Genomic DNA, 26627 nt, shown 5'->3' on the forward strand with positions numbered 1-26627 from the left:
AGAGTTATCCACAGCTTGGCCGGTATCCACAGCCGTTATCCACAGCACAAAAACGACTCTCAGTCTGATAAGGGTTAACAGTGACCGATTCCCCCGAGTCCACACCCAACGAGCCCGAGGTCCCCGAGGCGCAGGCCGCCGTCGTCTCGCACGACCGGATCGAGCCGGTCGGGCTCGAGGTGGAGATGCAGCGCTCCTACCTCGACTACGCGATGAGCGTCATCGTCGGGCGCGCGCTGCCGGACGTCCGGGACGGGCTCAAGCCGGTCCACCGCAAGATCCTCTACGCCATGTTCGACTCGGGCTACCGGCCGGACCGCGGCTACGTGAAGTGCTCCCGCGTCGTCGGCGACGTGATGGGCCAGTTCCACCCGCACGGCGACTCGGCCATCTACGACGCGCTGGTCCGGATGGCCCAGCCCTGGTCGCTGCGGTACCCGCTGGTCGACGGCAACGGCAACTTTGGTTCGCCCGGAAATGATCCGGCTGCGGCCATGAGATACTGCATCACGGCAGATGTCCGTATTCGTACCGCTGGTGGCAGCGTGCGGATCGGCGACGTGGTGCCGGGCGCGGCGTCGAGCAGCGAGACCGACATCGACCTCAAGGTCCGCGACCGCAACGGCGATCTGGTCCGCGCCTCGGCGTTCTTCCACTCCGGCGAGCACCCGACGCTGCGGCTGCGCACCCGCGAGGGGTACGAGCTGACCGGCACCCACAACCACCCGGTGCTCTGCCTGGTGGACGTGGCCGGCGTGCCGACCCTGCTCTGGAAGCTGCTCGCCGAGATCTCTCCCGGCGACCGGGTGGTGCTCCAGCGCAGCGTGCCGGACGAGATCGGCTACCCGATGCTGGAGCACGTCGAGGCCGCCGTCCTCGCGGGTGCCTTCGTCAGCGAGGGCTGGGTTTCCGAGAACCGGGCCGGTTTCAACGACACCGACCGCGAGTTCTTCGTCCGTGTCCTGGCCGCCTACGACCTTGCGGTCGGCGGGCCCCGGTACGTCGCCGAGCGGGTGATCGCCTCCGGCAGCACCCTGCACGAACTCGACATCCAGGATCTCAGCTCGCTGCGCGCCAGCGTGCTCGGCGAGCTGGTCGGGGCACGCAGCGCCGGCAAGTTCGTGCCGGAGTTCGTCTGGCAGGGGCCGGCCGCGATCAAGCGCGCCTTCCTCCAGGCGCTGTTCGAGGGCGACGGTTCCTCTTCGCTGCTGCCGCGCAACGCCATTCAGGTCTCGTACTCCACCCGCAGTGAGCGGTTGGCCCGCGAGGTGCAGCAGCTGCTGCTGGAGTTCGGCGTGATCAGCCGGCAGTGCCGGTACGACAGCGGCGAGATCAAGGTCGTGGTGACCAACCGTCGGGACGCGCGGATCTTCGCCGGCCAGGTCGGTTTCCTCGGCCGCAAGCAGGCCAAGCTGGAGTCGGAGCTGGCGTCGGTGCCGACGAGCAGCACCGCGCTCTCCGGCGACCACGTGCCGCTGGTCGGCAACTTCATCCGGGAGCACGGCGCGACCCGCTGGACCGAGCGCGACTGGCTGCGTCGGCACAACGTGGACCGGATCGAACGCTGGGAGCGGGACCGGGACGAGATCGCCGCCCGGATCACCGACACCGAGGTGCTCGACGTGGTCGAGCCGCTGGTGGACGGCCGCTTCTACTACGCGGAGGTGGCCGACGTCACCGACGCGGGCGTGCGGCCGGTCTACAGCATCCGGGTGGACACCGACGACCACTCCTTCATCTCCGACGGCTTCGTCAGCCACAACACGGAGTGCAAGCTCGACCCGCTCGCGATGGAGATGCTGCGGGACATCGACGAGGACACGGTCGACCTGCAGGACAACTACGACGGCCGGGCCAAGGAGCCCACCATCCTGCCGTCGCGGATCCCGAACCTGCTGATCAACGGCTCCGAGGGCATCGCGGTCGGCATGGCCACCAAGATCCCGCCGCACAACCTGCGCGAGATCGGCGCGGCGGTGCAGTGGTGCCTGGAGCATCCGGAGGCGGACGAGGCCAGCACGCTGGAGGCGTTGCTGGAGATCGTCAAGGGCCCCGACTTCCCCACGTACGGTCTGATCGTCGGCCAGTCCGCCATTCAGGACGCGTACCGCACCGGCCGTGGGTCGATCCGGATGCGCGCGGTGGTCGAGGTCGAGGAGGACAAGCGGGGGCGGCCGGCGCTGGTGGTCAGCGAGCTGCCGTACCAGGTCAACCCCGACAACCTGGCCGAGCGGATCGCCGAGCTGATCAAGGAGGGGAAGCTTGGCGGCATCGCCGACATCCGGGACGAGTCCTCCGGGCGTACCGGCATGCGGATCGTGTTGGTGCTCAAGCGTGACGCGGTCGCGAAGGTGGTGCTGAACAACCTCTACAAGCACACCCAACTCCAGGAGACCTTCGGCGCGAACATGCTGGCGCTGGTCGACGGGGTGCCGCGCACGCTGAACCTGGCGCAGTTCATCCGCTACTACGTCGAGCACCAGATCGAGGTGATCCGGCGGCGGACGGCGTTCCGGCTGCGCAAGGCGGAGGAGCGGGCGCACATCCTGCGCGGCCTGTCGAAGGCGCTGGACGCGCTGGACGAGGTGATCGCCCTGATCCGGCGCTCGCCCACGGTCGAGGACGCCCGCCAGGGCCTGATCCAGCTGCTGGACATCGACGAGATCCAGGCCACCGCGATCCTGGACATGCAGCTGCGGCGGCTCGCCGCGCTGGAGCGGCAGCGGATCCTCGACGACCTGGCCAAGCTGGAGGTGGAGATCGCCGACCTCAAGGACATCCTGGCCAAGCCGGAGCGGCAGCGGCGGATCGTCTCGGAGGAGTTGGGTGAGATCGTCGCGAAGTGGGGCGACGAGCGGCGCACCAAGATCGTCCCGTTCGACGGTGAGGTCTCGATGGAGGACCTCATCGCCCGGGAGGACGTGGTCGTCACGATCACCCGGACCGGGTACGCCAAGCGGACGAAGGTGGACCTCTACCGTTCGCAGCGGCGGGGCGGCAAGGGCGTCAGCGGTGCGACGCTGCGGCAGGACGACATCGTCAGCCACTTCTTCGTCTGCTCGACGCACGACTGGATGCTGTTCTTCACCAACAAGGGTCGGGTGTACCGGGCCAAGGCGTACGAGCTTCCGGAGGCCAGTAGGGTGGCCAAGGGCCAGCACGTGGCCAACCTGCTCGCGTTCCAACCGGATGAGCAGATCGCACAGATCATCGAGATCCCGAACTACCAGGTAGCCCCTTACCTGGTCCTGGCGACGAAGAACGGCCTGGTGAAGAAGACGCGGCTTGAGGAGTTCGACTCCAACCGCTCGGGCGGCATCATCGCGATCAACCTGCGCGATGAGGACGAGCTGGTCGGCGCTGCGCTCGCCGGTCCGACCGACGACCTGTTGCTGGTCTCCAAGAACGCCCAGGCGATCCGGTTCAACGCCACGGACGAGGCGCTGCGGCCGATGGGCCGGGCCACCTCGGGTGTGATCGGCATGCGCTTCAGCGACGAGGACGAGCTGTTGGCCATGGAGGTCGTCCGGGAGGGATTGGACGTTCTGGTGGCCACGAACGGGGGATACGCGAAACGTACCCCGATCGAGGAATACCCGGTCCAGGGCCGGGGAGGTAAGGGTGTACTGACTGCGAAGATCACCGAGCGACGCGGTGGTCTGGTCGGTGCGGTGGTGATCGACCCGGACGACGAGCTGTTTGCCATCACCAGCAACGGTGGCGTCATCCGGACTCCGGTGAAGCCTGTACGCCGTACGCGTGACCGGAACACAATGGGGGTCAAGCTGATGGACCTTCCGGACGGCGTGACTATCGTGGCGATTGCTCGCAATGCCGACGAACCTGACGAACAGGACTAGTTGAATGACGGAGACACAGGCGAAGTCGGGGAACGCGGGGACCTCGGCCACCCCGGTCGACGAGGAGGCCGCGAAGAGCGGCGCGCCAGCCGGTCGCGCGGCCGTGGGTCGGGCCACCGTCCCCGCCGACGCGCCTGCGCCGAAGTTCACCCGGGCTCCCGGTATGGCTCCGCCGCCCGACAAGCCCACAGACGACCAGGAGGCCGACGCCGCCGAGGAGAAGGACGTCGCCGACGGCAGTAGTCCCACAGACACCGCCGCTGCTGCCACTGCCACTACCGCTCCCGCCGCCACCGCCGGTAAGCCGCCGACCCCTCCGCCGGCCGCCGCCCGCCCGGGCCAGTCCTCGGCGGGCGCCACCGGGGTTCGGCCGACGACCAGCACCGCTGCGACCGGCACCCAGCCACGGGTGACCGGGGTCGGCCCGAATCCGGACGTCACCCGGCCGGCCGGGCTGGGTCGCCCGGCGAACGGTGGCGGGTTGCCGCCGGGGATCGGTACGGCGGCGGTGGGCGCCGCGCGGGTGGGTGAGGCGGTACGCGCCGCGCGTACCTCGGTCAGCTCGGCCGCCTCGCGCGGGCCGCGGCGGGCCCGGCTGAACCTGAAGCGGATCGACCCCTGGTCGGTGATGAAGTTCGCGTTCGCCGTTTCGGTGGTGTTGTTCATCGTCATCGTGGTCGCGACCTCGGTGCTGTACCTGGCGTTGGACGCGATGGGCGTGTTCGCCAGCGTGAACGACAGCCTGGGAGACCTGGTCAACGCCGGCGGTGGGCAGAGCACCAACGGCTTCCAGATCACCGCACGCGGGGTGATCTTCAGTTCGGCGCTGATCGGCCTGGTCAACGTCGTGCTGTTCACCGCGCTCGCCACGCTCGGCGCCTTCGTCTACAACGTCTGCGCCGATCTGGTGGGTGGCATCGAGCTGACCCTCGCCGAGCGCGACTGACTCGACATCAAGCCCGGTCGGCCCGCCGTCGCGGCCCGGCCGGGCTTGATCGACTCCGGCTGCGGCATCTCGTGGTCTCACCGTCCGACGATGCCGCAACATGCCGCAACTGGCGGTTGCCAGGTGGTCTTTATCCGGATGTGCCGGGTGTCGCCCGTCGGGTAGGTTCGAGGGCGACGGCAGGTGAGCGACGCCCCGGCCCCGATTTGGGGGCGCCTGGGCGGATGGGTTAACCTTGCTCGTCGCTTCGCGGGGCTATAGCTCAGTCGGTTAGAGCGCAGAGCTGATAACTCTGAGGTCGCTGGTTCGATTCCAGCTAGCCCCACCGCACATGGTCCGACGGCACGTCGAGCGTAAGGGGCAGCCCCGATGTTCAAGAAGCTGTTGATCTTGGTTGGTGTCGTCGGCGTGGCCGCCGTGGTGGCCAAGAAGATCAAGGAAGCCAACGACGAGCGCGCCCTCTGGCACGAGGCGACCACCTCGCCGGATCTGCGCTGACGGCGTCCGTCCCGACCGCGGGGCGGCACCGTCCGCTACGGGGCCCTAGCTCAACTGGCAGAGCACTGCCTTTGCAAGGCAGGGGTTAGGGGTTCAAGTCCCCTGGGCTCCACCAGCACTTTCCTCGGTTGATCTCGGCCCGAGTACAGCCATCCGTACAACCAAGCTGGTCACGCCGTCCCCCTCCTGGCCGAGAATCCGGTCAATGGCCGAGGCAGCCTAACGAGCCTGCGCCGGCAGAACGTGGCCGTAGGTGTCGGCCGTCATCCGGATCGTGGAGTGCCCGAGCAGCTACATCACCGTCCGCAGCTCCTCGCCCTGATCGAGCAGGAACGCGTGGCGAAGGCGTGCCGCAGGTCGTGCAGGTGCAGCCAGTCCAGCCCGGCCGCCGCGCGGAGCTGCTCGAAGCGCCGGTTGACGTTCCGTGGCTCCATCGCGGTGCCGATGGTGCTGGCGAAGACCAGGCCCAGATCGGACCACACCTCCCCGGCCGCGAGCCGTTCCTTGGCCTGACGCACGCGCTGTGCCTCCAACGGCCAGACGACCAGAGCCGACAGCGGCAGCGGACGGGCCGATCGGTGCGTCTTCGGTGGCACGAACACCAACCCGTGATCCGTTCGCTGGAGCGTCTGCCGAACGAACAGCGCCTTCCCCTGCAGGTCGACATCCGACCACCGCAGGCCCAGCAGCTCAGCCCGCCGCAGCCCGGTCGCCAGCGCCAGGACGAACAGCGATTCCAGCCGGTCCCCGGTCAACACCGACAACAGTGTCTTGGCTTCCTCGGGCGTTAGCGCTCGCCGCTCGGTCCGACCGAGAGCCGGCGGCTTGGCGGCCTGTGGCCACCACGCGTATCAGGGTTCAGATTCAGGTCGCCGCCGGGATCGGGCGTGTATAGGCTGAGCTATAGTTGTTCCGTGGCCAACGGGCAGGCGCGCCGCTGGGCGATCAGGACGACAGGCGATGTCCGTGACTGGTTACGGGCTCTGCGTCAGACCGACCCGGCGGCGTACCGATCCGTCAACGTGGCGATCGACATGCTCGCCGAGACCGGTCCGGGCCTGGGGCGTCCGCTGGTCGACACTCTTCGAACATCAGCAATCTCAAGGAGTTGCGGCCGAGGTCAGGCCGGGATGTCGCCATCCGACTTCTGTTCGTCTTTGATCCCTGGTCGCAGGCGGTGTTGTTGGTCGCCGGCAACAAGGCAGGAGACTGGACGCGGTGGTACGAGAACGCGATCCCGATCGCCGAGGTTGCGTACGAGGGTTGGCTTGCCTTCGAGAGGAAACGGAGGGAGGGCTGATGAGCGACTTCCACGACTGGGACGACATCCGCGCGGAGTTGCACGATGGGGATGACGATGCGCTCGATGTGGAACGTGCTCGTGCCGAGGCGTGGGTTAGCGCGTTTCACCTCGCCGAGGAGCGTAAGCGTCTCGGTCTCACCCAGCGGCAGGTGGCCGAGCTGATGGGGGTTACGCCCGGCCGGGTGAGTCAGATCGAGAACGGCGATCTGGAGGCCAACGAGGTAGCGACCCTCGGCCGGTATGCACGAGCGCTGGGTGCCCGGATGCGGATCATCTTCGACTACGGCAGCGATCTCCGTCAGATCGCCTGATCTCCGCTATGCCGGACGAAGTATCCCCAAGTCCGGTCAACCCGCTTGCTTGGGGCAATCAGCTCGACGGATTCCGACGGTGCGAAGCGGGCGAGCTACCGGACAGAAATGCCGCCGTGCAGCAGCTCGGACATTCCGGGGCGTGGACGTCAAGAGCCCCTAACTGGTCGGGGGTCCGTCAGCGCGCAGCCAGCGGAGGCCCGTGACGGAAGCTGCACAGGCTGATCTATTCGGCGTCGGCGAACCGCACCGGCGGTTCGGCCGGTCGGATTGGGATCACGGGCACCACCCGATGCCCGTGAGATGGAAAGTGGTAGCGGGTTACCGGCGATCGTGGCGCTGCGGTTCGTATGGTGGTAGCTCCGGCCCACTCGAACGGATACCCAAACGGAGAGGTACAAGGCCGCAGAACGCAGGCCACGGCCGATGTCGTGGCCGCGCGGCCAAGTGGCGGCCGGACTTTGTACAGGGTGGTGGATTCGTGGGTCAGTTCTGGCCGGGGCTTGCTACGGGTAGTCCTGCTTCCTTGGCGCAATCGAGCAGCCGCCGGTCGTAGGTGACGAAGGCGGTGAGTGCCGTGCCGGACTCGTTGGTCAGCACCTGGGCGGTAGCCAGGTGGATGGCGTCGAGGCTGCGGAGCGTCGGCTCGGCGAACGCGGCTGCGGTTGCACGGATCGTGCTGTCGATCTCCAATCGGAACAGCCGTCCGACAGCAGCCGGCACTCCGATCAACGCCTGCGGAGCTGATCGGCGCAGCGCTCTGGGTACTTCCACCTCGACGAGCGCGGAGGAGACCAGCGGCACGTCGTCGTGCTTGTTGAGCCAGGAGACAAGGTCGGCGCTGCATGCTTCCTGCCGCACCAGCTTGACGACGGCGGCGGAATCGAGATAGATCACCAGCGCTCCTCGTCACGCATCGCAGCAAGCGAGGCGGCCACGTCCACACTCTCGTCACCGAGCTTCGGTGGGAGTGGAACAGGGCCCCCACCGGTGGGGGCGACGGCCCGCCCTGCCGCTACCAGCTTGGCCAGAATCGACCTGTCGTCGCCTACCGGAACAAGTCGGGCGATCGGGTGTCCACGATCGGTGATCTCGACGGTCTCCCCGCCACTCACCCGAGCCAACACCTGGCTCGTGTTCTGGTTCAGCTCCCGGACACCGATGCGTTCCATGGACACGAGTGTAGAACAAAATGTTCTACGATTCCAGCTCCAAGGTTTGTCGGGTTGGTTCGGGTATCCGTTCACTCCAGCCGTGCTCGTACCAGGGATCGCGGCTCACGTCCGGCGAACAGCCAGCCGAGAGCTGCGGCGACCAACGGGACGCCGACAGCGATCACGAGCAGTTCCACGAGCGGCACGCGCGCCAGCTCGTTGAACTGGTCGCGGGATGAGCCTGCCACGATGACGGTGTACGCGGCACCGATGCCCAGGATCCCGCCCAGCAGTGCGAGCCCGCCAGCCGTTGCCGAGGTGAGCCTGCGCCGGATGCGACCCGTCGCGCCCGTTGCGGTAAGCGTGCGCAGGTCGGCTGCCGCCTCGGCCCGGATCAGCCCGACGGTCATGGCAAGGATCGCGAGCGCGAGTACGGCTCCGGCCGTTGTCGCGATTGCGCGCAGTGCCAGGAGTCCAGCGCTCTTGTCGCGGTCCTCGACGACCAGTCCCGCGTCGAGCGCGAGTTCCCGTGCTCCGGTGAGCTGCTCCGCGGTCAACGGTTGGGGGGTCTCGACCAGCCAGCCGGTCCGCACTGGTTGCCAGTTGTTGCGGTACAGCGCCGCCGGTGTGAGGAGCGTCTTCGGAAGCGACTCGAACTGCGGGGTCGGCAGCCGCTGGGTGGTCGCCTGGGGAAAGGACCGCGCGGTCTCGCCAGACTCGGCACGCAGCAACAGGTCCGAGCCGGGCTGCGTGGTCAGCACGTCCGTTGTTCCTCCGATGCTGGCGGGATCGACGCCGTAGTACCGCAGGATCTCAGGTGTGGCGACCAACGGTGCCTGCCGCGCACCGGAGCCCGGGTCGGTCTGCGGGCCGACATCGACCGGCAGCCGCCCGGTCCGTCCGCCGTCCGCATCGGCCCGCGGAATCTCGATTGGGTCTATCGCGACTGCGAGGGGGATGACGGTGGGGTTGGCGAGCGTGGCAGTGTACTGCCTGACCTGGGCCTCGATCGCGGTCAGCTGATCCGGTGTGCGGTCGGGAACGCGTAGGCCGGGGACGTCGATCCAGATGAGAAGCTGGCGGTCGGAGAGGTTGCTCTCGGCGGTGGTCTGCTCGACGACGTTCGCCGCGAGCACGATCCCGGTCGGGATCGCGAGCGCCACGCTGATCGCGGCCAGCGCGGCGCTCGACCGGGCCTGATGGCGGGCGAGGTCACGTAAGGCTAGTCGGGCAGCGACCGGGAGCCGGGCGCCGACGGCGGCGAGCACCCGGACCGCGAGCGGGGCGACGAACAGAAGTGCGAATCCGATCGCCAGCGTGCCAGCGACGACCAGCGCCAGATCGGCGATTTCCAACTCGTTGTCACCCGCCGCGTTGTTGCGTTGGGCGAGCCGCAGCGACCCGACGCCCAGCACGAGAAGCACAACGGCGGCCACCGCCGAGCGGCGGGCCCGCTTGGGCCGTGGCGGGCGCGAGGACAGCGCACGTGTTATCGGTACCCGGGCAGCGGTGCGCGCCGGCCACCAGGCCGCGGCGGTCGCCGTCAGGAGAGTCAGCAGTACGACGGCGACGATCTGCCACCACGGTAGGTCCAGCCGGTCGATGCGGTGTCCCGCCGCCGTTTCGAACCGTGGCGTCACGGCGAACCACATCAGCACGCCTGCGACAGTGCCGACCGCCGACGCCGCGGCACCGACCGCGGCACCGTGGGCCAGCAGCACGAGACGGAGGTGTCGTGGAGTCGCCCCGACTGCGGCGAGCAGGCCGAGCTGGCGCAGCCGACGGTGCGCGATGACGGCGAAGCCGGCCGTCGCGATGAGGCAGATGAGCAGCATGCTCACCGCGAAGACGCTGAACACACCGGCGGCGGCCTCGACCCACTCGTGCGTGGGGCGCAGCTCGTACACGGGCTGGCCGTGCTGCGCGCGGTACTCCGCGAACCGTGCCGGATCGGCGGCGGTGAGCACCGTAATCGCCGCCGACGGTTCGGGCTGTGCCGGCGCGACGAGGATGAACTCCGCGCGCAGATCGCCGGGGTTCTCGACCAGGCCGACCACGGTCCAGGTGCGCCCGTCGAGCGTCAGCACGTCGCCGACGCGTACCCGCAGGTCTGCCGCTATCTCGTCGGTGAGCGCCGCCTCGCCGGCCGCGGTCGGATAGCGACCCGTCAGCAGCCTTAGCATCGGCCCGCTGTACGGCCCGTGCGGATCCTGCGCCCGCAGCTCGACGGTGTCCGCCGAAGTCGGGGCCGGCAGGTACCGGTGCCCGATCACGTCGATCGTGCCGAACCACTCGCGTGCCTGCGCGATCTGTGGATCCGGTGACCGATCGTCGTCGGCGTACAACGTGAACCGCTGGCTGGCGTCGCCGAACCTGGCGGTGCTTGGCGGTGTCAGGTGGTAGCCGGCCGACACGCCCACGACGGCTGCCGTGACGGCGACGGTCAGGAGCGTCAGCACCGCGATCTGCTGGCGCCACTCGCGACGGAACAGCCGCCACGCCCAGCGGACCACCGCGCGCCGGGCCGGCAGGCCGCCGTTACGGCTCACGGGTTCGCTCCCGGTGCCAGGAGGGATTCCGGGCCACGGCTCGGTACCGTCTGGTCGACCACCCGGCCGTCCCGCAGGAACACCACGCGGTCGGCCCAGGAAGCCATCTGGGCGTCGTGGGTCACCACCACGCCGGCCACGCCATCGTGGCTGGCCAGGCGGAGCATGCGCATCACCGTCTCGCCGCTCAACGAGTCGAGCGCGCCGGTGGGTTCGTCCGCCAGCAGCAGCCGCCGTTCACCGACGACGGCCCGCGCGATCGCCACCCGTTGGCTCTCGCCGCCGGACAGCTCGTCCGGGTAGCGGGTGGCCCGCTCGGTCAGGCCGAGCTTTGCGAGTACCTCCATCGCGGCTGCCCGGGCAACCCTGACCTTCACGCCGTCCAGCTCCAGCGGAAGCGCCACGTTCTCGACGGCGGTCAGCCCGGCGAGGAGGTTGTAGTTCTGGAAGACGTACCCGATGGACTGCCGCCGCAGCCGCGCGCGGTCGTGGCGGGACAGGCGCGCCAACTCGTGACCGGCGATGACGACGTCGCCGCTTGTCGGTTCCTCCAGCGTTCCGGCGATCGTGAGCAGCGTGCTCTTGCCTGAGCCGCTCGGGCCCATCACCGCCACCAGCTCGCCGGCCCGAACGGACAGGTCGACCTCGCGCAGCGCGTGGACCTCGGTGGGGCCCGATCCGTGGACCTTGGATACCTGGCGCAGTTCGACGGCCGCACTCATCGCCGTACCCCCGCGATCCTGCGACCGAGGCGGGGCGCGGAGGTGGTGTCCTTGCTCGCGGTGCGGGCCGGTAGGCGCTTGAGCCGGGCGTCTGTGGTGTCGAGCCACCGGACGATCGCTTCTATCCGGAACAGCTCCGAATCCACGACGAGCGACAGCTCCACCTCATCCTCGGCGATCTCGGACTTCAGATGGGTGTACTCCTGCATCGCCTGCACGAGGTGCCGTCGGTGCCCCTGGAGCAGCTCGGGCAGATCCACACCGGGTACCCGCATCGCTACGAGCACCTTGATGACGAGTTCGTCGCGCGGTGGTGGAATCACGTCCGGTGGTGTGCGCAGCCACCCGTTCAGCTCGTCGGAGCCGGTCGGCGTGATCGTGAAGACGTTCTGGGGCCCGCCGGAGCCCTCCGACTCGACGAGGCCGTCGCGCTCCAGGCGCTGAAGAGTGGTGTAGACCTGCCCGACGTTGAGCGGCCATACCTCCCCAGTTCTGGACTCGAACTCCTGCCTCAGCTGAAGGCCGTACTTGGGGCCCTCGCTGAGCAGGGCCAACAGGGCGTGCCGGATACTCATACCGAGTATGATACTCGGTATACTGGTCTCGCGGTCAACGGTTCAGGATGGCTGGCGGGCGGCCTGGGTCTGGACGAGTCCGTCGACGCCGCGCAGGAAGGTCTCGCAGATCAGTGCCGGGTCGAAGAGGCAACCGGCCGCCATGGCGCCGTCGCGGAGCATGACGAAGTGTTGCGCGGCGGCCTCGGCTTCGGCCTCTTGGATGCGCGCCATCAGGGCGTTGATCGTGTCGAGGAACCACTGCCGATGGGCGAGTACGGCCTCGTGCACGGGGTGGTCGGGGTCGGGATACTCGGCCACGGCGTTCAAGAAGGCGCATCCGCGGAAGCCGGGGGACTGGATGCTCTGGGCGATCCCCGCGGCGACGGCCCGGACGGTCTCCGTTGCCGGTAGGCCGGCGGCGACGGCTTCGTTTACCTGGTCGCGGATGGCGTGGTCGGCTACCTGCAGATAGGCGAGGACGAGCTGTTCCTTGCCGGGGAAGTGCCGGTAGAACGTGGCCCGGGTCACCTTCGCCTCGGCGATGATCCGGTCGACGCCGACCGAATGGATTCCCTCCGCGTAGAAGATCTTGCTCGCCGTGGTGAGCAGTCGCAGTCGTGCCTCGGACGGCCGGGTCTCGGTTTCGCTGGAGGCCATGGGTTTCATGGTAGCGATAGAACGTTCGGTCTTGACGAACGGCGGAGCGCTCGGCAAACTAGTGACAGAACGTTCGTTCTACCGAATGGTGCTCCGGCGTCGGGTCGCCGTCCGGTGACCCTCGAAAGGATCACGATGAGCACCCTTGCCACCTCCGGCATCTCGACGACGGCGGCCGCCCTGCGGAGGCTGTACTTCGTCCGCTTCGTGTTCGCCATCACCTGGGCCATCGTCATGTTCACGACCGCCACGCAACTCGGCCCGCTCACCGTCGCGCTGCTCGTGCTCTATCCGCTGTTCGACGTGGCCGCCGCCATCGTCGACGCTCGCGCGTCGCGCACCACCGGGTCGCCCACCCTGCTGTACGCCAACGTCGCGGTCAGCCTGCTCGCCGCCGTCGGCCTGGCCATCGCCGGCGCGTCCGGAATCCCGGCGGTCCTGCGCGTCTGGGGTGCCTGGGCGATCGTGGCCGGCCTGATTCAGCTGCTCGTGGGTGTCACCCGGCGCAGGATGGGCGGCCAGTGGTCCATGATCGTCAGCGGTGGCATCTCCGTACTCGCCGGTGGGGTGTTCATCGCGAGCGCCGCCGCGGACAACCCGGCGCTGACCAACGCGATCGGCTACGCCATCCCCGGCGCCATCTTCTTCCTCATCTCCGCCGTGCGTCTCGGCCGGACGGCGAAGTGAGGTAGGTCACGGGAACTTCGGGGACGCGGCCGGACAGGTCAGGTTCGTGAGGATGAATCCGCGAGCCAGGATCCGGGCCGGTGATCCGGAGGCGTTCCGAGAGCTGTTCGACGAACATGCCCGCTCGGTCTACAACCACGCCTTCCGGTTGACCGGGAACTGGTCGGTGGCAGAGGACGTGGTGTCACTGACCTTCCTGGAGGCGTGGCGGCTACGCGACCGCGTCGACGGCGGCAGCGAGCGGGGTTCACTGCGCCCGTGGCTGCTCGGGATCGCCACGAACGTCGCCCGCAACGTACGCCGGGCCGCCCGCCGCCACGACGACGCGCTGGCCCGGCTGCCGAGAGCGGATGCCGTCGCGCCGGACTTCGCCGAGGAGGCCACCGGCCGGATCGACAATCGGCGGCGGCTCGCCGTGGTGCGGGCGGCGCTGGCCGCCCTGCGCGGGCCGGAACGCGAGGTGCTGGCGCTCTGCGTGTGGGCCGGCCTCGACTACGCCGAGGCGGCGGAGGCGCTCGGCGTCCCCGTCGGCACGGTGCGTTCCCGGCTCTCCCGGGCGCGCCGCAAGCTCGAGAAGCTCGTCGCCGACGGAAAACTCGGCCCGGTCGCGCAGATCCGGGAACCGCGTACCGGCCACGGACAGGTAGATGGTGACCGCGGACCCGCGGTCCTGTTCGCTCAGGAGACCCCGCGATGAACCAGCACCCGAACCGGCCTGACTCGTACGAGCCAGCGGAGTTGGCCCGGCTGTTGCCCGGGCCCACCGAGCGGGATCTCCCGGGCGACCGTCACCAGCAGCTCCAGGAGTTCGTGATGAGTCACATCCAGCAAGACCTGCGGCCGGATGCTAAGGCACCGCGCCGCGCCACCAAGCCCCGGCTCGCCGTCCTGGCGGCAGGGCTGACGGCCGTCGTGGCCGGCGCCGTCGCCGTGGTGGCCGTCGGCAACGGCGGCCTCGGCGGCGCGGAGACCACGCCCGCCGTGGCGTACGAGCAGACGGGCCGGGACATCCTGCTGGTGGCGGCCACCACCGCCGCAGCTCGGACGTCCGGCGACTCCGGCACCTACTGGCACGTCACCACGGATTCGACGGACGAGTCGGGTGGCCCGTTCCGGACCGAGTCGTGGACCGCGCGGGACGGCCGGGCCTGGCACCGGAGCACGGAGAACGGGGCCGTCGAGGGCGGCACGGTCGCCCCGTTGCGGGTGGGCCGGGTGATCGAGGCCGACATCGCGCAGCTTGAGCAGCTGCCGACCGACCCGGCCGCGTTGACCAGGTGGATCGCCGACGCCGTGGCGCGCAGCGGCGTGGACCAGGACGCCGAGCTGCGTGACCATCTCGTCTTCGATGGTCTGCTGGCCCTGGTCTCCGTCCTGCCGTCCCCGGCGGCGGTGCGTTCGGCGGCGTTCCGGGCGCTCTCCGAGTACCCGAACATCGAGAACGCCGGTCCGGCCGGTGGCGGGCAGGCGGTGCTCGTCACCTACAGCCAGCGGGCGGTGGCGAAGCTGATCGTGCACCCGGAGACCTCCCAACTGCTGGAGCAGGCGTTCTACGAGTCGGCGGACGCGGCGAAGGGCGATGGCCCGGGTGGTCCCGGCTCCCACAAGATCACTACCGAGTGGACCGACACCCTGCCCGGCTGATCGGGGGAGCGAGTCGGGTGGGTGTCCCCGTCGGGGCCGGACGATCAAATGGTCGCCCGGCCCCGCTCGGCGGCCACCCGCCAGCCGGTCACGCCATGTCGAGTCGGCGCTGTAGCCAGGTGACGAGCATCTCGTCGAAGCCCGGGGCCCGGACGCCCGCCGTATAGCGGCCGTGGCTCAGTGTGGCCGGTCCGTCGCCGGCAGGCACGCGGATGCCGTGGTCGGCATGGGGAAAGACGACGATCTGATGGTCTCCGTGGCCGGCGTCGCGCAGGATGCCGGTGATGGCGCGCACGCTCTCCGCCACCGGGACGAGCACGTCGTCGGCGCCGAAGACGGCCAGCAGCGGGCAGCGGAGCGCCGCGAGCGCCTGGGTCGGGTCGTGGTCCGCGATCCCCGCCAGGAACGCGATTGACTCGGGCGTGGTCCCGGCGAGCAGCGGATACCACCCGGCCGTCCGCCACCGCGCCTGCGCGGCGTGTACGCGTACCGGGTTGTCGCCCGCGCGGATCCGCCGGATCTGGTCGCGGAGCAGCGCCACCGCCTGCTCGGCATCCGCGTCGGTGAAGCCCTCGGCGGGTAGCTGGTGACGGAGGCGGTGTTCCTCCTGGGCGAGCACCCCCACGCCCGGACCGGACACCGTGACCACCGCCGCGATCGTGTCGTCCAGCGCAGCGGCCAGCGGGGCCACCCAGCCGCCCTGGCTGCCGCCGACCAGCGCGACTGCGTCGGGCCGGATGTCGTCGCGGTGGCGTACCGCACGGACCGCCGCCATGGTCTCCCGCGCCCGGTCGGCGAGGGTCTGACGGGTCCAGTCGCCGGTGGAGGCACCGGAGCCGGGCTTGTCGTAGGCGAGGCTGGCGAAGCCGGCGGCGGCGAGTCGGGTGGGCCACGAGCCCAGGTCGCGCCCGCCTGGTCCGGATCCTTCCACGAAGACCACCGCCGGGTGGGGGCCCGGCCACGGCGGTCGGACGAGGTCACCGGCCAGCGTGTTTCCGCCGTGTGCGAAGGACAGTTCCGTGGACACCGGCGCGAAGAGCACGGCGAAACGGTAGCCGGCGGGGCCGGCGATCCGTCGCAGGCTAGCGTCGGGGGGTGCGTACCGGATCTCCCCGCGTCCTGCCCGCCGACGGCGATCTCGCCGAGGCCGCCTCCGTGCTGCGTACCGGCGGGTTGGTGGCCTTTCCCACCGAGACCGTCTACGGCCTGGGCGCGAACGCGGTGGACGCGCGGGCGGCGGCCCGGATCTTCGAGGCGAAGCAGCGACCGAGCTTCGATCCGCTGATCACCCACCTCGCCGACGCGGCCGACCTGGCACCGCTGGTGGGGTCGGTACCGCCGGCGGTGGCGGCGCTGGCCGCCCGGTTCTGGCCGGGGCCGCTGACGCTGATCGTGGACCGGCCGGCCCGGATCCCGCCGATCGTCACCTCCGGGCTGGACACCATGGCGGTCCGGGTACCGGACAACGAGCATGCCCGTCGGTTGATCGCCGCTGCGGGGGTGCCGATGGCCGCGCCGAGCGCCAACCGCTTCGGCCAGCTCAGCCCCACCCGGGCCGAGCACGTGGTCGCCGGCCTGGGCGCCGCCGTGGACGTGGTGCTCGACGGCGGGCCGACCCGCTGTGGCATCGAGTCCACGATCGTGGACGCCCGGGGCGAGCGTCCGGTGGTGCTGCGGCTCGGCGCGCTGCCGGTCGAGGAGTTGGAGAAGGTCATCGGCCCGGTGACGGTCCGGCCGGGCAGTTCGGGGCAGCCGGTGGCGCCGGGCACGCTGGCCGCGCACTACGCCCCGCGTACGCCGTTGCGGCTGGTGTCCGCCGCGATGCCGGCGGAGACCGGCGGTGCGGGCCGGCGCGGCTACCTGGCGTTCCGGGATCGGCCGGACGGCGACTGGGCGGCGGTGGAGGTGCTCTCCGCCGCCGGTGACCTGACCGCGGCCGCGGCCCGGCTCTTCGACGCGTTGCACCGGCTGGACGCGGCGGGGGTGACGGAGATCGTCGCGGAGCCGGTGCCGGAGACGGGGGTCGGACGGGCGATCAACGACCGGCTCCGGCGTGCCGCCGCCACCTGGCATCCCGCCGGCTGACGCCCAGGACCGTTCAGCTCAGCCCAGCCTTGTCGGCCGGCCCGGCCTTGCCAGCCTTATCGGCCGGCTCGGCCTTGCCAGCCTTGTCGGCCTGCCCGGCTTCGTCGGCCGGCTCGGCCTTGTCGGCTGGCTCAGGCTTGTCGGCGGGCTCGGTCTCACCGGCTGGCGTCGATCCGTTGGGCGACCCGCTGTCGACCTGGGGTAGCCGGGCGACCAGCCGGGTAAGGGCTCCGTTGGCGAGGGTGGCGCCGAGCGCGGAACCGGTGGCGATGGTCCAGCCGACCGGTCCCAGCGGGGTGCAGCCGAAGAACTGGCTCAGCCCGGGTGTCTGCACCACCGCCGCCAGGACGCCGAACGACGCGGCGGTCGAGGCGAGCACGGTCGGGCTGGTGCCGCCGGCCAGCACGGTCTGCCCGAGCTGCGTACCGACCAGGGAGACCAGGGCCACGGTGCCGGCCCGCCGCGGTCGGCCGGTGTAGCGGGCCAGCGTCCAGCCGGCGGTCGCGCCCAGCGTGGTGGCGGCGGCCCGCAGCCCGATCTCGCGGGTCATGGTCTGGCCGAGCGAGCTGTCCGGCCCCTCGCGGAGCAGGCCGTCGGCGTGGTCGTCGCCGGGCGGCCGGACGGCGATGGCCAGCGCGGGTGCCATGTCCGTGAGCAGGTTGACCAGCAGCAGTTGGCGCCCGTTGAGCGCGGCCCGGCCGGTGGCGGCGGCGGTCAGCACGCTGAACGCGATCTCGCCGAGGTTGCCGCCGACCAGGATGCTCAGCGCGTGCCGGACCGAGGACCACATCGCCCGGCCCTCGACCAGGGTGGCGATGATGGTCTCCAGCCGGTCGTCGGTGACCACCAGGTCGGCGGCGGCGCGCGCCGCCGGGGTGCCCCGTTGACCGAGGGCGATGCCCACGTCGGCCAGCCGGATGGCGGGCGCGTCGTTGGCGCCGTCGCCGGTCATCGCGACGGTCCGCCCGCACTTCTGCAACGCCTGGATGATGCGGACCTTGTGCGCCGGGGTGCAGCGGGCCACCACGTCGGTGGCGGCGAGCCGCTCGGCGAGGGCGTCGTCGTCGAGTTCGTCGAGTTCGGTGGCGGTGACGACCCGTTGCGCGTCCCCGTCGCTGATGGTGGCGGCGATCGCCTCGGCGGTCGCCGGGTGGTCACCGGTGATCATGATGGTGTGCACGCCGGCCTGGCGGATCCGGCGCACGGCCGGCGCGGCGCTGGCGCGTACCCCGTCGGCGAGCGCCAGGAAGCCGGTGAAGACGAGGCCGCGTACCCGGTCGTCGGTGATGTTCGGGTCGCCGACCGTGCACTCGGCCACCGCCAGGATCCGGTGCCCGGCACCGGCGCGCTCGCCGAGCAGCCGCTGCAGTTCGGCGCGGCCGGCGTCGTCGAGCGGCTCGTCCCGGCCGGCGGTGCGGCGGGCGGCGCAGCGGGGCAGCACCGTCTCGGGCGCGCCCTTCACGCTGAGCAGGAGGTGGCCCCCGGTCTCGCCGACGGTCGCGTGGTAGCCGCGTGACGGTTCGAACGGCAGGCCGCCGGCGGCCCGCCAATCCGGCGCACCGTCCTGCTCGCGTACCTCCGCGGCGCGGGCGCCCCGCAGCACCGCGCGGTCGGTCTGCATGGACAGCTCCTCCGGGTCCTCGGCCGCCGGTGTGGCGCGCAACGCCGTCGCGAGGGTCCGCCGCAGCCGGTCGTCGAGCTGCTCCACCGGGGCGTACCCGTCGGCGTCGCCCACCCCGGCCAGCAGCAGGTGCCCCTCGGTGAGGGTGCCGGTCTTGTCGAAGCAGAGGACGTCGACCCGGCCCAGCGCCTCGATGGTGCGCGGGTTGCGGACCAGCGCGCCGTGCTCGGCGAGCCGCCGGGCGGCGGCCAGCTGGGCGGCGCTGACCAGGAACGGCAGTCCCTCGGGCACCGAGGCGACGGCCAGGTTCGCGGCGGTCGCGGCCGTCTGGGCCAGCGGTACGCCGCGCAGCAGCCCGGCGCCGGCCACCGCCACCGCCGATCCGGCGGCCAGCGGGATCGCGGCACGGGTCAGCCGGCCCAGCCGAGCCTCGACGCCGCTGACGGGTGGGGCCTGCCGGGCCAGGGCGAGGCTGCGTCCGGCCTCGGTGTCCGCGCCGGTGGCCACCACCACGGCGATGCCGCGCCCGGCGGCGATCGTGGTCCCCTCGTACGCCATCGACAGGCGTTCGGCCACGGCAGCGGCGACCACCGGCTGGTCGGTCTTGGTGACCGGCAGCGACTCGCCGGTCAGGGAGGACTCGTCGGCCTCCAGCCCGACGGATTCCAGCACCCGGCAGTCGGCCGGTACGGCGTCGCCGGATTCGAGCACGATCACGTCACCGGGGACGAGGTCGTCGGCGGGGACCACCCGTTCGGCGCCGTTGCGACGGACCCGGGCGGTCACCGCCGAGCGGGACAGCAGCGCGGCCAGTGACTTCTCGGTGTTGCGCTGGTGCACCGCGCCGACCAGCGCGGATCCACCGACCACCCCACCGACCAGGGCGGCGTCGACCAGCGAGCCGAAGCTGGCGGAGAGCACGGCACCGGCGGCGAGTACCGGGGTGAGCGGGTTGGCCAACTCGTCGACGAAGGCGCGGAGCAGCCCGCCCGGACCGGAGGTCTCGCCCGATCCGGCGGCCCGCCGCCGCTCGGCCTCGGTGTCGGTCAACCCGTCGCGCTCCGTGCCGAGCTGGTCGAGGACGGTGGGCACCGGCATCAGGTGCCAGGCGGTGATCGCGGGCGCCGGTGAACCGGTCCGTTCCGAGAGCCGGCCGGCCCGCCAGACGCCGTGCGCGAAGGCCAGCGCCGCCGCGCCGTTGACCGAGGCGAGGGCGCGGCCGGGCAGCAACGCGGGATCGGCGGTGAAGGCGCCGAGCGCACCGAGGCCGGTGCCGGCCAGCCCGATGCGCAGGTTCTGCGCCGTCATCCGCCGGGCCACCCCGGCCGCTTCGATGATCAGGGCGACGACCCGCAGGTCCGTGCCGACCAACAGGTGCGCCCCCCACGGCGGCGGTTCCTCCGGACCGGCGAGGCCCAACCCACAGTCCGCCGCGGCCAGCGCCGCCCGGTCGCCGGAGACGACCATCACCATCGCGCCCTCGCGTTGCAGGGTGCGCACCGACTCGGCCAGCCGGTCGCCGCCGGGCACCAGCGCGTCGGCGGAGGCGTGCCGCTGGGAGTCACCGCCGGCCACGACGAGTCGCAGGCCGGCCTGTCGGGCGACGGCCGGCAGGGCCTCGACGCCGGGTGCCGGCTCCGGCTCGACCCGCAGCACCGCGGTGAGGACGTCACCCTGGGTGAGGCCGAGCAGGTTGCCACCGCGTCCGCGCAACCGCCGGCTGTCGTCGGTGTCGCCGGGGTCGCGCGCGTCGAGGCGGTCCAGCGGGCCGAGCCGCCAGCCGTCGAGCTGGCGTACGTCGGTCGGCGCGGCGGGCTCGAAGAGGGTGAACGCCCGCGCCGCCACCTGGGACGTGTCGGCACCGGACAGGGGGGCCAGGTCGGCCAGTACGCCCCGGTCGGAGCCGAGCATCCGGGCGTCCAGGACGAGCGTGTCGATCCGGTCGAGTTCGCGCAGCACGCTGCGGTCCATCGCGATGACGCCGCGCTTGGCGAGGATCCGGCCGAGGTGGGCCGCGTACCCCTCGCGCCCGCTGCCCGGCGCCTTGGGCAGCGCGGACAGGCCCAGGGCGGCGGCCCGCTTCGGGCCGATCACCGGCGCCGCCGCGGCGAAGGCGGCCGCCCCGCCGCCGAGCATCCGGTTGATGTACCGCTCGACGGTGCTGTCCGGCTTCGGGCAGGGGCGCTCGTAGGCCGGGGTGCGGGCCACGGCGCGATCCGGTTCCCCGGTGAGCTGGGGCTCGGCCTTCTCCCAGGCGCGCTGCTGGGCCAGCCCTTCACCCCACTGCACGATCCGCTGCGCCCCGTCGAGCACTATCCCGGTCCAGCCACCGGTGAGGCCCTGCACCACCGCCTCGGTGAGCGGGAACAGGACGTCGGCGCGCGGGTCACGGCGCAGGCCGAGGCCGGCGAGGGCGTGCAGCTTCGGGTGCAGGTCGATGGCGGTGAGCAGGCCGGAGACCTCGGCCGGGACCGGGGTGACGGGCAGGATCCGGGTGGCCGCGGAGATGGTCAGGCCGAGCGCGTCGGAGGCGAGGGCGCCGAGGGTACGCGGGGTGCGCGGTCCCTCCTCGGGCGGGTGCGGCGGCGGGATCTCCGGGTCCGGCTCGTGGGGGCAGGCGCGTTCCACCCGGGCGATGGTGGCGACCAGCTCGCGTACCTTCGGTCCCGGCGTGTCGACCGCGACGACCACCCGTCCGGAGGGCGCGTTGACGCGGGCCCAGTGCACCCCCGGCAGCCGCTCCAGCGCGGTCTCGACCTGGCGGGCCAGCGTGTCGCCGCCGTCCTGGCAGACGCCGTGCACCTCGATGTGGTGCCGTCCCGGGCGGGACCACACCCGCCGGCTGGTCAGCCCGACCGCGCGGGCCAGCCGGGTGGCGGCGGCGCCGACGCCGCGGGAGGCGTCGCTCACCACCGGCGGTACGGGCACGGGTGGTCGGAGGCGGCGGGCGAGGCCGCCAAGGGACGTCATCGACGGGTACGACGGGTCAGGTGGTCGACCGGTCGTCCGCTGTCCCCGCCGTACCGCATCTCGCCTCCTACCGTTCGTACCCGGCGGCCTGGCTTCCCGGCCGGACGTCCCTTATGCCCGTCCGGGTGGGGGAAGTTTCCTGGTCGGGCGGGGCATGGACGGCGCCGGTGGAGGAATCCGGGGTGGGCGTCATCGGCGAGGGGGAGGCGAGATGAGTGTGCTGACACGACAGCTCAGCGGGACGCACGAGACACTGCGGGCGTTCACCCGCCGGGTGGATGTTCCCTGGCTCGGCGAGGTGGCCGTGCCGCCGCCGGACAAGCTCGCCTACTACGCGGGCATCGGGGTGCTCACCGCGCTCCAGGTGATCGAGTGGCCGTTGGCGTTGGTGATCACGGCCGGGCATCTGCTGGCCGACCAGCACCTGTCCGGCCTCGCCAAGGGGATAGGTGAGGCGCTGGAGTCCGCCTGAGGTAAGCCGGGTCACCCTTGACCTCAAGATGGGTTGAGGTTCGAGGCTTGCCCCATGCTGATCGCCCCGCAACCGGTACGAGCCGAGTCGCTCTTCGCACCCCGGCTGCGGGCGATGACGGTGGGCAGCGTCGCGCTGGTCTCGTTGCTGGCGTTCGAGGCGCTGGCGGTGGGCACCGCCATGCCGACGGTGGCCCGTGCGCTGGACGGGCTGGCGTGGTACGGGATCGCCTTCGGCGGCCCGTTCGCCGCCGGCGTGGTGGCGATGGTGATCTCCGGCATCTGGTGTGACGCCCGGGGCCCCCGGGCACCGATGTGGTCCGGCCTCGGCGGGTTCGTCGCCGGGTTGCTGCTCGCCGGCGGAGCCGGTGCCATGGAAACGCTGGTGGTCGGCCGGATCGTGCAGGGCTTCGGCTCCGGCCTGCTGTCGGTGGCGTTGTACGTGATCGTCGCGCAGGCGTACCCGGAGCGTCTGCACCGCCGCATCTTCGCCGCGTTCGCCGCCGCATGGGTCGTTCCGTCGCTGGTCGGGCCGGTGCTGGCGGGGCTGGTGGTGGAGCACGTCGGTTGGCGCTGGGTCTTCCTGGCGGTGCCGGTGGTGGCGGTGCCGGCGGTGCTGTTGATCCATCCCGGGCTGCGGTCGGTCGGCGCGGCGGGTCCGGCCCGCCGCTCGGCCGGTGCGGTGGCGCGGATCGGCTGGGCCTGCGGGGCGGGGGTGAGCGCCGCACTGTTGCACATCGGGGGTCAGCAGCGTGGCGCGGCCGCCGTGGCGCTGGTCGGGCTCGCCCTGGGCGGGCTGCTGGTCTGCGCACCGAGGCTGCTGCCCGCCGGGTTCGTGCGGGCCGGTCGGGGCCTGCCCACCGTGGTGGGGCTGCGCGGATTGGCCTCGGGCGCGTTCGTCGGTGCCGAGGTGGTGATCCCGTTGATGCTGTCCCGGGAGCGCGGGTTCTCGCCGACGGCGGCGGGTCTGGTCCTGACCACCGGCGCGGTCGCCTGGTCGCTCGGCTCCTGGTTGCAGGGGCGGGTCCGGGCACCCCGGTCCCGGGCCACGCTGCCGAGGGCCGGCCTCACCAGCATCACGGTGGGTACCGCGGTGGTGGGCAGCTGCGTGGTACCGGCGGTGCCGGTCTGGGTGGGCGTGCTCGGCTGGGCGGCGGCCGGGCTCGGCATGGGGCTGCTCTATCCGTCGCTGTCGGTGCTCACCCTGGAGCTGTCGGCCCCCGGTGAGCAGGGGCGCAACAGTTCGTCTCTGCAACTGTGCGACTCGCTGGCGGCGGCGACGGTGCTGGCGTTGACCGGTGCGGTGCTCGCCGCCGGGGCCGCGCCCGGCCGGCTCAGCTATGCGGTGACGCTCGCGGTGGCCGCCGGACTGGCGCTGGTCGGGGCGCTGCTGGCCGGCCGCGTGGTGCCCGGCGCCCGGTCCACACCCGCCTCGCCGGCCACGCCCGCCTGAAGCGAGCGGGCCGCGCGGGCATCAAGCGTCGGCCCGAGCGTACGGGGCGTTGGGCGGAAACGGCCGCGGTCACCCGGCTCGACCGGGAGGATGGGTTGGCGATGACCTTCCTGACGCTGCTGCCGTTGGCCGTGGTGATGGTCGCCGGGACCCAACTGGTGGCGGCGGTCTTCTTCGCCTCGTCCGACCGGCCACGGGCCGCCTCCCTGGGCTACCTGGCGGGCGCGGCCATCGTGGTCTGCGGCGGTACGACGGTGGCCTGGCTGGCGGTCCGGCTCTTCAAGATCAGTTTTGGTGGCGGTGACCGGGCTGCCGTCGAGCGGTGGATCGACTGGTTCGTGCTGGCACTGCTGGCCGTGCTGGCGGTGGTCGTGTTCCTGCGCCGGCACACTGGACCACCCGCCTGGATGGGCCGGCTCCAGCATGCCGGCCCCGGGTACGCGTTGAAGGTCGGCCTGCTGCTCTTCCTGGCCATGCCGGCCAACGATCTGACCATGATCACGGTCGGTGCCAGCGCCGCACGGCACGGCCTGCCCTGGTGGCATCTGCTGCCGTTCGTGCTGCTCACCGTGGGGCTACTCGCCATCCCGCTGCTCGCCCTGCTGCTGCTCGGGCGCCGGGCCGCGGTGGTGCTGCCCCGGGTACGGGACTGGGCGGACAGTCACTCCTGGCTGGTCAGCGAGGCCGTCATCGCGTTCTTCGTGCTGATCACGATCCTCGACCTGGCCCGGTGAGTCGGGTCACAGCCGTCACGTCGGGCCCTGCGCGATCCGTCGATCGGGCAACCGACAAGGGAGGTTGGCATGCGGGTACTGGTCACCGGGGCAGCGGGCACGCTGGGCGGGGCGGTGCTGCCCCGACTGGTCGCCGAGGGGTTCGAGGTGCGGGCCACCAGCCGCCGGCCGCGTAGCGGCGCGGGGGTGCGGTGGGTGGTGGCGGACCTGGCCACCGGCGAGGGCGTCACGGCGGCGGTGTCGGGGGTGGACGCGGTGCTGCACCTGGCGTCCTCACCCGTCCGGCGGACCCACCAGGTCGACGTGCTCGGCACCCGCCGGCTGGTCGGCGCGGCGGCGGCAGCCGGCGTACGGCACCTGGTGTATGTCTCGATCGTGGGCGTGGACCGGGTGCCCTACCGGTACTACCGCCACAAGCTGGCCGCCGAGCAGGTCGTGGCGGCGGGCGGGGTGCCGTGGACGGTGTTGCGGGCCACCCAGTTCCCCCAGTTCCTCGACGCGCTGGTGCGGGCCTCCGGCCGGCTCGGCCCGGTGATCGGCGACCGGGCGGTGGTGGCGCAGCCGGTGGACCCGGGCGAGGTGGCGGAGCAACTGATCGAACTGCTCCGCACCGGCGCGCGGGACGGCATCGTGGAGTACGGCGGCCCCGAGGTGCTGCGCTTCGACGAGGCGGTGCGGGCGTGGCGGCAGGCGCGGGGATCCCGTCGGCCGCTGCTGCCGGTCCGGTTCCCCGGTGGGTTCGGGCGGGAGTTGCGCGCGGGTGGCCTGGTCACCGACGCCCAGCCGGCGGGCCGGCGCACCTGGGCCGACTACCTGGCCGACACGTACGGGCGAACGGCCGCAAGATGACACCTGCTCCCGTTCACGTTCGCCCTACCGTCGACCCATGCTCACGTTCGTGGTCACCAGCCTCCTCTACGTCTGCGGGTTCGTTTTCCTCTACGGGGTGATCCGACTCGCCGTCCGGCATGCGCTGGAGGACATCGAGATGCGTCGGGTCCAGGCCGAGCGGGCGGAGGAGATGGCCGTCTCCCGGGACCGGGCGATGCTGGAGAAGCACGGCTTCCTGACCAACGGCTGACCCTGTGGGTCGACCGCTGGGCGGCTGCGCCGGCCCGGATGCGACGATCGCTGGCGTGATGGGAACGTTGAAGACCGAGCCGGCCCGCGCCCGTACCGACCTGTTGGCGCCGCCGGTCGCCGCCGCGCTCGCCCAGTGGCCCGCCGACGCGCCGGTGGACGTCGACGCGGTGCTGGTCGCGCCGATCGACGCCGACCTCGCCGACACGGCGGCGTTCTGCGTCGCGTACGAGGTGGGGCTGGACGAGTCGGCCAACTGCGTGGTGGTCGCCGGCAAGCGCGAAGGGGTGATCCGGTACGCGGCCTGCCTGGTGCTCGCCACCACCCGGGCCGACGTGAACGGGGTGGCCCGGCGGGCCCTGGACGTGCGCAAGGCGAGCTTCGCGCCGATGGCCGACGCGGTGGAGCTGACCGGCATGGAGTACGGCGGCATCACCCCGATCGGGCTGCCGCCGGAGTGGCCGATCCTGGTCGACGCCCGGGTGGTGGCCACGCCGTACGTGATCGTCGGGTCGGGCGTGCGGCACAGCAAGATCGCACTGCCGGGCGCGGCGCTGGCCGCACTGCCCGGCGCGCGAGTGGTGGAGGACCTGGCCAGGCCCGCCTGACCGTCGACCGGGATCGATGTTGTTGCACGTGAAACATCGACGGCGTCGATATCGGTCGATGCGATGGGCGGTCAGCCGGCGGCGGACTCGCGCTGGTCGACCTCGGCGAGGGCGGCGAGCAGGGTGGCCGGCTCCTGGGCGCCGGTGACCGCGTACTTGCCGGCGAGCACGAAGGTGGGGACGCTGGTCACCCCGAGCTGCTGGGCGGCGGTCAGCTCGGCGGTGAGGTCGGCAACGCCCTCGTCGGAGTCGAGGAAGCGGCGGGCCTCGTCGCCGTCGAGCCCGACACCGGCGGCCACCCCGGCGAGCGTCTCCCGGGAGCCGATGTCGACGCCGTCGGTGAAGTGGGCGCGGTGCAGGGCGTTGACCGTCTCGCCACCACGATCCCGCTCGGCGGCCCAGTTGATCAGCCGGTGCGCCTCGAAGCTGTTGGCCGCGATCGCCCGCTCGAAGTGCAGGTCCAGGCCGACGCTTGCGCCGATCTCGGTGACCTGGGTGGCCATCTGCCGGGCCCGTTCCGGCCCGCCGAACTTGGCGCCGAGGGCATCGAGCAGCGGCACCGGCGAGGTCACCGGCGACGGGTCGAGCTGGAAGGGACGGTGGCGGACGGTCGCCGTGCCGTCGTACGACGCGAGGGCCTGCTCCAGCCGGCGACGGCCGATCCAGCACCAGGGGCAGACCACGTCGGCGTAGATGTCGATCTCCATGACCGGTACC

The 26627-nt window shown here is 71.7% G+C and carries 24 protein-coding genes, 2 tRNA genes and 1 pseudogene; 17 read left to right on the forward strand and 10 right to left on the reverse strand.

The window, feature by feature from the left end:
- Positions 1 to 80 precede the first annotated feature (80 nt).
- The 5 genes from gyrA (at position 81) to O7615_RS12720 (ending at position 5419) form a co-directional block, all read left to right on the forward strand.
- Positions 81 to 3860: an intein-containing DNA gyrase subunit A gene (gene gyrA, locus O7615_RS12700; protein ID WP_278177680.1), complete on the forward strand. Its 3780-nt coding sequence runs from the start codon at positions 81 to 83 to the stop codon at positions 3858 to 3860.
- 4 nt (positions 3861 to 3864) lie between these two features.
- Positions 3865 to 4806, forward strand: coding sequence for a DUF3566 domain-containing protein (locus O7615_RS12705; protein WP_278177681.1), 942 nt, complete (start codon positions 3865 to 3867; stop codon positions 4804 to 4806).
- Between the two features lie 251 nt (positions 4807 to 5057).
- Positions 5058 to 5131: transfer RNA gene (locus O7615_RS12710), tRNA-Ile, on the forward strand.
- 44 nt (positions 5132 to 5175) lie between these two features.
- Positions 5176 to 5304 (forward strand): DLW-39 family protein, encoded by a 129-nt coding sequence (locus O7615_RS12715; protein ID WP_210822541.1) that lies wholly within the window; start codon positions 5176 to 5178, stop codon positions 5302 to 5304.
- A gap of 39 nt (positions 5305 to 5343) precedes the next feature.
- Positions 5344 to 5419 (forward strand) — tRNA-Ala (locus O7615_RS12720).
- Between the two features lie 181 nt (positions 5420 to 5600).
- Here the strand turns inward: O7615_RS12720 and O7615_RS12725 are convergent.
- Positions 5601 to 6062, reverse strand: a complete 462-nt coding sequence (locus O7615_RS12725; protein WP_278177682.1) for a site-specific integrase — start codon at positions 6060 to 6062, stop codon at positions 5601 to 5603.
- A 156-nt stretch (positions 6063 to 6218) separates the two neighbouring features.
- On the opposite strand from O7615_RS12725, the pseudogene O7615_RS12730 reads away from it, so the two are divergent.
- Together O7615_RS12730 and O7615_RS12735 are read left to right on the forward strand one after the other, a co-directional pair.
- Positions 6219 to 6604 (forward strand): annotated as a pseudogene (locus O7615_RS12730) (type II toxin-antitoxin system RelE/ParE family toxin).
- Positions 6604 to 6918 (forward strand): helix-turn-helix transcriptional regulator, encoded by a 315-nt coding sequence (locus tag O7615_RS12735; RefSeq protein WP_278177683.1) that lies wholly within the window; start codon positions 6604 to 6606, stop codon positions 6916 to 6918. Before O7615_RS12730 ends, O7615_RS12735 begins: the two are co-directional and overlap by 1 nt.
- Before the next feature lie 486 nt (positions 6919 to 7404).
- Here O7615_RS12735 and O7615_RS12740 read toward each other — a convergent pair whose 3' ends face one another.
- The 6 genes from O7615_RS12740 to O7615_RS12765 form a co-directional block, all read right to left on the reverse strand.
- Complete coding sequence (locus tag O7615_RS12740) at positions 7405 to 7815, reverse strand: type II toxin-antitoxin system VapC family toxin (protein WP_119578710.1); 411 nt, start codon at positions 7813 to 7815, stop codon at positions 7405 to 7407.
- Positions 7812 to 8090 (reverse strand): type II toxin-antitoxin system prevent-host-death family antitoxin, encoded by a 279-nt coding sequence (locus O7615_RS12745; protein ID WP_278177684.1) that lies wholly within the window; start codon positions 8088 to 8090, stop codon positions 7812 to 7814. The genes O7615_RS12740 and O7615_RS12745 overlap by 4 nt, the downstream gene beginning before the upstream one ends.
- A 71-nt stretch (positions 8091 to 8161) precedes the next feature.
- A complete protein-coding gene (locus O7615_RS12750; RefSeq protein ID WP_278177685.1) occupies positions 8162 to 10621 on the reverse strand; it encodes an FtsX-like permease family protein in 2460 nt (819 codons plus the stop codon).
- Entirely contained in the window at positions 10618 to 11343 is a 726-nt protein-coding gene (locus O7615_RS12755; protein ID WP_278177687.1) for an ABC transporter ATP-binding protein, read from the reverse strand. The genes O7615_RS12750 and O7615_RS12755 overlap by 4 nt, the downstream gene beginning before the upstream one ends.
- Complete coding sequence (locus O7615_RS12760) at positions 11340 to 11918, reverse strand: helix-turn-helix transcriptional regulator (RefSeq protein ID WP_278177688.1); 579 nt, start codon at positions 11916 to 11918, stop codon at positions 11340 to 11342. The genes O7615_RS12755 and O7615_RS12760 overlap by 4 nt, the downstream gene beginning before the upstream one ends.
- A gap of 42 nt (positions 11919 to 11960) precedes the next feature.
- Positions 11961 to 12557 carry a TetR/AcrR family transcriptional regulator gene (locus O7615_RS12765; protein ID WP_278177689.1) on the reverse strand — a complete coding sequence of 199 codons (597 nt, stop codon included), beginning with the start codon at positions 12555 to 12557 and terminating at the stop codon, positions 11961 to 11963.
- A 135-nt stretch (positions 12558 to 12692) separates the two neighbouring features.
- Between O7615_RS12765 and O7615_RS12770 the strand changes: the two genes are divergently transcribed.
- From O7615_RS12770 to O7615_RS12780, 3 genes are read left to right on the forward strand one after another with little or no spacing between them, the layout of a single operon-like run.
- The gene (locus O7615_RS12770; RefSeq protein ID WP_278177690.1) at positions 12693 to 13244 is read left to right on the forward strand and encodes a hypothetical protein; all 552 of its coding nucleotides are present in this window, start codon (positions 12693 to 12695) and stop codon (positions 13242 to 13244) included.
- Between the two features lie 52 nt (positions 13245 to 13296).
- The gene (locus tag O7615_RS12775; protein WP_278177691.1) at positions 13297 to 13941 is read left to right on the forward strand and encodes an RNA polymerase sigma factor; all 645 of its coding nucleotides are present in this window, start codon (positions 13297 to 13299) and stop codon (positions 13939 to 13941) included.
- Positions 13938 to 14888 (forward strand): CU044_5270 family protein, encoded by a 951-nt coding sequence (locus O7615_RS12780; protein WP_278177692.1) that lies wholly within the window; start codon positions 13938 to 13940, stop codon positions 14886 to 14888. The genes O7615_RS12775 and O7615_RS12780 overlap by 4 nt, the downstream gene beginning before the upstream one ends.
- Positions 14889 to 14976: 88 nt before the next feature.
- On the opposite strand, the gene O7615_RS12785 is transcribed toward O7615_RS12780, so the two are convergent.
- Positions 14977 to 15930, reverse strand: coding sequence for an alpha/beta fold hydrolase (locus O7615_RS12785; protein WP_278177693.1), 954 nt, complete (start codon positions 15928 to 15930; stop codon positions 14977 to 14979).
- A 77-nt stretch (positions 15931 to 16007) separates the two neighbouring features.
- Here O7615_RS12785 and O7615_RS12790 point away from each other — a divergent pair, with 77 nt between their 5' ends.
- Positions 16008 to 16973, forward strand: coding sequence for an L-threonylcarbamoyladenylate synthase (locus O7615_RS12790; protein WP_278182085.1), 966 nt, complete (start codon positions 16008 to 16010; stop codon positions 16971 to 16973).
- A gap of 13 nt (positions 16974 to 16986) precedes the next feature.
- On the opposite strand, the gene O7615_RS12795 is transcribed toward O7615_RS12790, so the two are convergent.
- Positions 16987 to 21564, reverse strand: coding sequence for a cation-translocating P-type ATPase (locus O7615_RS12795; RefSeq protein ID WP_278177695.1), 4578 nt, complete (start codon positions 21562 to 21564; stop codon positions 16987 to 16989).
- A gap of 154 nt (positions 21565 to 21718) precedes the next feature.
- On the opposite strand from O7615_RS12795, the gene O7615_RS12800 reads away from it, so the two are divergent.
- From O7615_RS12800 to O7615_RS12825, 6 genes are all read left to right on the forward strand, one after another.
- Positions 21719 to 22036: a hypothetical protein gene (locus tag O7615_RS12800; protein WP_278177696.1), complete on the forward strand. Its 318-nt coding sequence runs from the start codon at positions 21719 to 21721 to the stop codon at positions 22034 to 22036.
- Between the two features lie 54 nt (positions 22037 to 22090).
- Positions 22091 to 23488, forward strand: coding sequence for an MFS transporter (locus O7615_RS12805; RefSeq protein ID WP_278177697.1), 1398 nt, complete (start codon positions 22091 to 22093; stop codon positions 23486 to 23488).
- Between the two features lie 101 nt (positions 23489 to 23589).
- The gene (locus O7615_RS12810; protein WP_278177699.1) at positions 23590 to 24222 is read left to right on the forward strand and encodes a GAP family protein; all 633 of its coding nucleotides are present in this window, start codon (positions 23590 to 23592) and stop codon (positions 24220 to 24222) included.
- Between the two features lie 69 nt (positions 24223 to 24291).
- Positions 24292 to 25071 (forward strand): NAD(P)H-binding protein, encoded by a 780-nt coding sequence (locus O7615_RS12815; protein WP_278177701.1) that lies wholly within the window; start codon positions 24292 to 24294, stop codon positions 25069 to 25071.
- Between the two features lie 37 nt (positions 25072 to 25108).
- The gene (locus O7615_RS12820; RefSeq protein WP_278177702.1) at positions 25109 to 25303 is read left to right on the forward strand and encodes a hypothetical protein; all 195 of its coding nucleotides are present in this window, start codon (positions 25109 to 25111) and stop codon (positions 25301 to 25303) included.
- Between the two features lie 58 nt (positions 25304 to 25361).
- Positions 25362 to 25910 (forward strand): YbaK/EbsC family protein, encoded by a 549-nt coding sequence (locus O7615_RS12825; protein ID WP_278182086.1) that lies wholly within the window; start codon positions 25362 to 25364, stop codon positions 25908 to 25910.
- Between the two features lie 71 nt (positions 25911 to 25981).
- On the opposite strand, the gene O7615_RS12830 is transcribed toward O7615_RS12825, so the two are convergent.
- Positions 25982 to 26617 (reverse strand): DsbA family oxidoreductase, encoded by a 636-nt coding sequence (locus tag O7615_RS12830; protein WP_278177703.1) that lies wholly within the window; start codon positions 26615 to 26617, stop codon positions 25982 to 25984.
- Positions 26618 to 26627 lie beyond the last annotated feature (10 nt).

The organism is Micromonospora sp. WMMD1082 (assembly GCF_029626175.1).
Classification (GTDB): Bacteria; Actinomycetota; Actinomycetes; order Mycobacteriales; family Micromonosporaceae; genus Micromonospora.

Excerpts from the sequence above, each read along its gene's own strand:
- O7615_RS12705 (WP_278177681.1), top strand. The coding sequence starts at position 3,865 with ATGACGGAGACACAGGCGAAGTCGGGGAACGCGGGGACCTCGGCCACC.
- O7615_RS12715 (WP_210822541.1), top strand. The coding sequence starts at position 5,176 with ATGTTCAAGAAGCTGTTGATCTTGGTTGGTGTCGTCGGCGTGGCCGCC.
- O7615_RS12735 (WP_278177683.1), top strand. The coding sequence starts at position 6,604 with ATGAGCGACTTCCACGACTGGGACGACATCCGCGCGGAGTTGCACGAT.
- O7615_RS12745 (WP_278177684.1), bottom strand. The coding sequence starts at position 8,090 with ATGGAACGCATCGGTGTCCGGGAGCTGAACCAGAACACGAGCCAGGTG.
- O7615_RS12755 (WP_278177687.1), bottom strand. The coding sequence starts at position 11,343 with ATGAGTGCGGCCGTCGAACTGCGCCAGGTATCCAAGGTCCACGGATCG.
- O7615_RS12760 (WP_278177688.1), bottom strand. The coding sequence starts at position 11,918 with ATGAGTATCCGGCACGCCCTGTTGGCCCTGCTCAGCGAGGGCCCCAAG.
- O7615_RS12765 (WP_278177689.1), bottom strand. The coding sequence starts at position 12,557 with ATGGCCTCCAGCGAAACCGAGACCCGGCCGTCCGAGGCACGACTGCGA.
- O7615_RS12770 (WP_278177690.1), top strand. The coding sequence starts at position 12,693 with ATGAGCACCCTTGCCACCTCCGGCATCTCGACGACGGCGGCCGCCCTG.
- O7615_RS12775 (WP_278177691.1), top strand. The coding sequence starts at position 13,297 with ATGAATCCGCGAGCCAGGATCCGGGCCGGTGATCCGGAGGCGTTCCGA.
- O7615_RS12780 (WP_278177692.1), top strand. The coding sequence starts at position 13,938 with ATGAACCAGCACCCGAACCGGCCTGACTCGTACGAGCCAGCGGAGTTG.
- O7615_RS12795 (WP_278177695.1), bottom strand. The coding sequence starts at position 21,564 with ATGACGTCCCTTGGCGGCCTCGCCCGCCGCCTCCGACCACCCGTGCCC.
- O7615_RS12800 (WP_278177696.1), top strand. The coding sequence starts at position 21,719 with ATGGACGGCGCCGGTGGAGGAATCCGGGGTGGGCGTCATCGGCGAGGG.
- O7615_RS12805 (WP_278177697.1), top strand. The coding sequence starts at position 22,091 with ATGCTGATCGCCCCGCAACCGGTACGAGCCGAGTCGCTCTTCGCACCC.
- O7615_RS12810 (WP_278177699.1), top strand. The coding sequence starts at position 23,590 with ATGACCTTCCTGACGCTGCTGCCGTTGGCCGTGGTGATGGTCGCCGGG.
- O7615_RS12815 (WP_278177701.1), top strand. The coding sequence starts at position 24,292 with ATGCGGGTACTGGTCACCGGGGCAGCGGGCACGCTGGGCGGGGCGGTG.
- O7615_RS12820 (WP_278177702.1), top strand. The coding sequence starts at position 25,109 with ATGCTCACGTTCGTGGTCACCAGCCTCCTCTACGTCTGCGGGTTCGTT.
- O7615_RS12825 (WP_278182086.1), top strand. The coding sequence starts at position 25,362 with ATGGGAACGTTGAAGACCGAGCCGGCCCGCGCCCGTACCGACCTGTTG.
- O7615_RS12830 (WP_278177703.1), bottom strand. The coding sequence starts at position 26,617 with ATGGAGATCGACATCTACGCCGACGTGGTCTGCCCCTGGTGCTGGATC.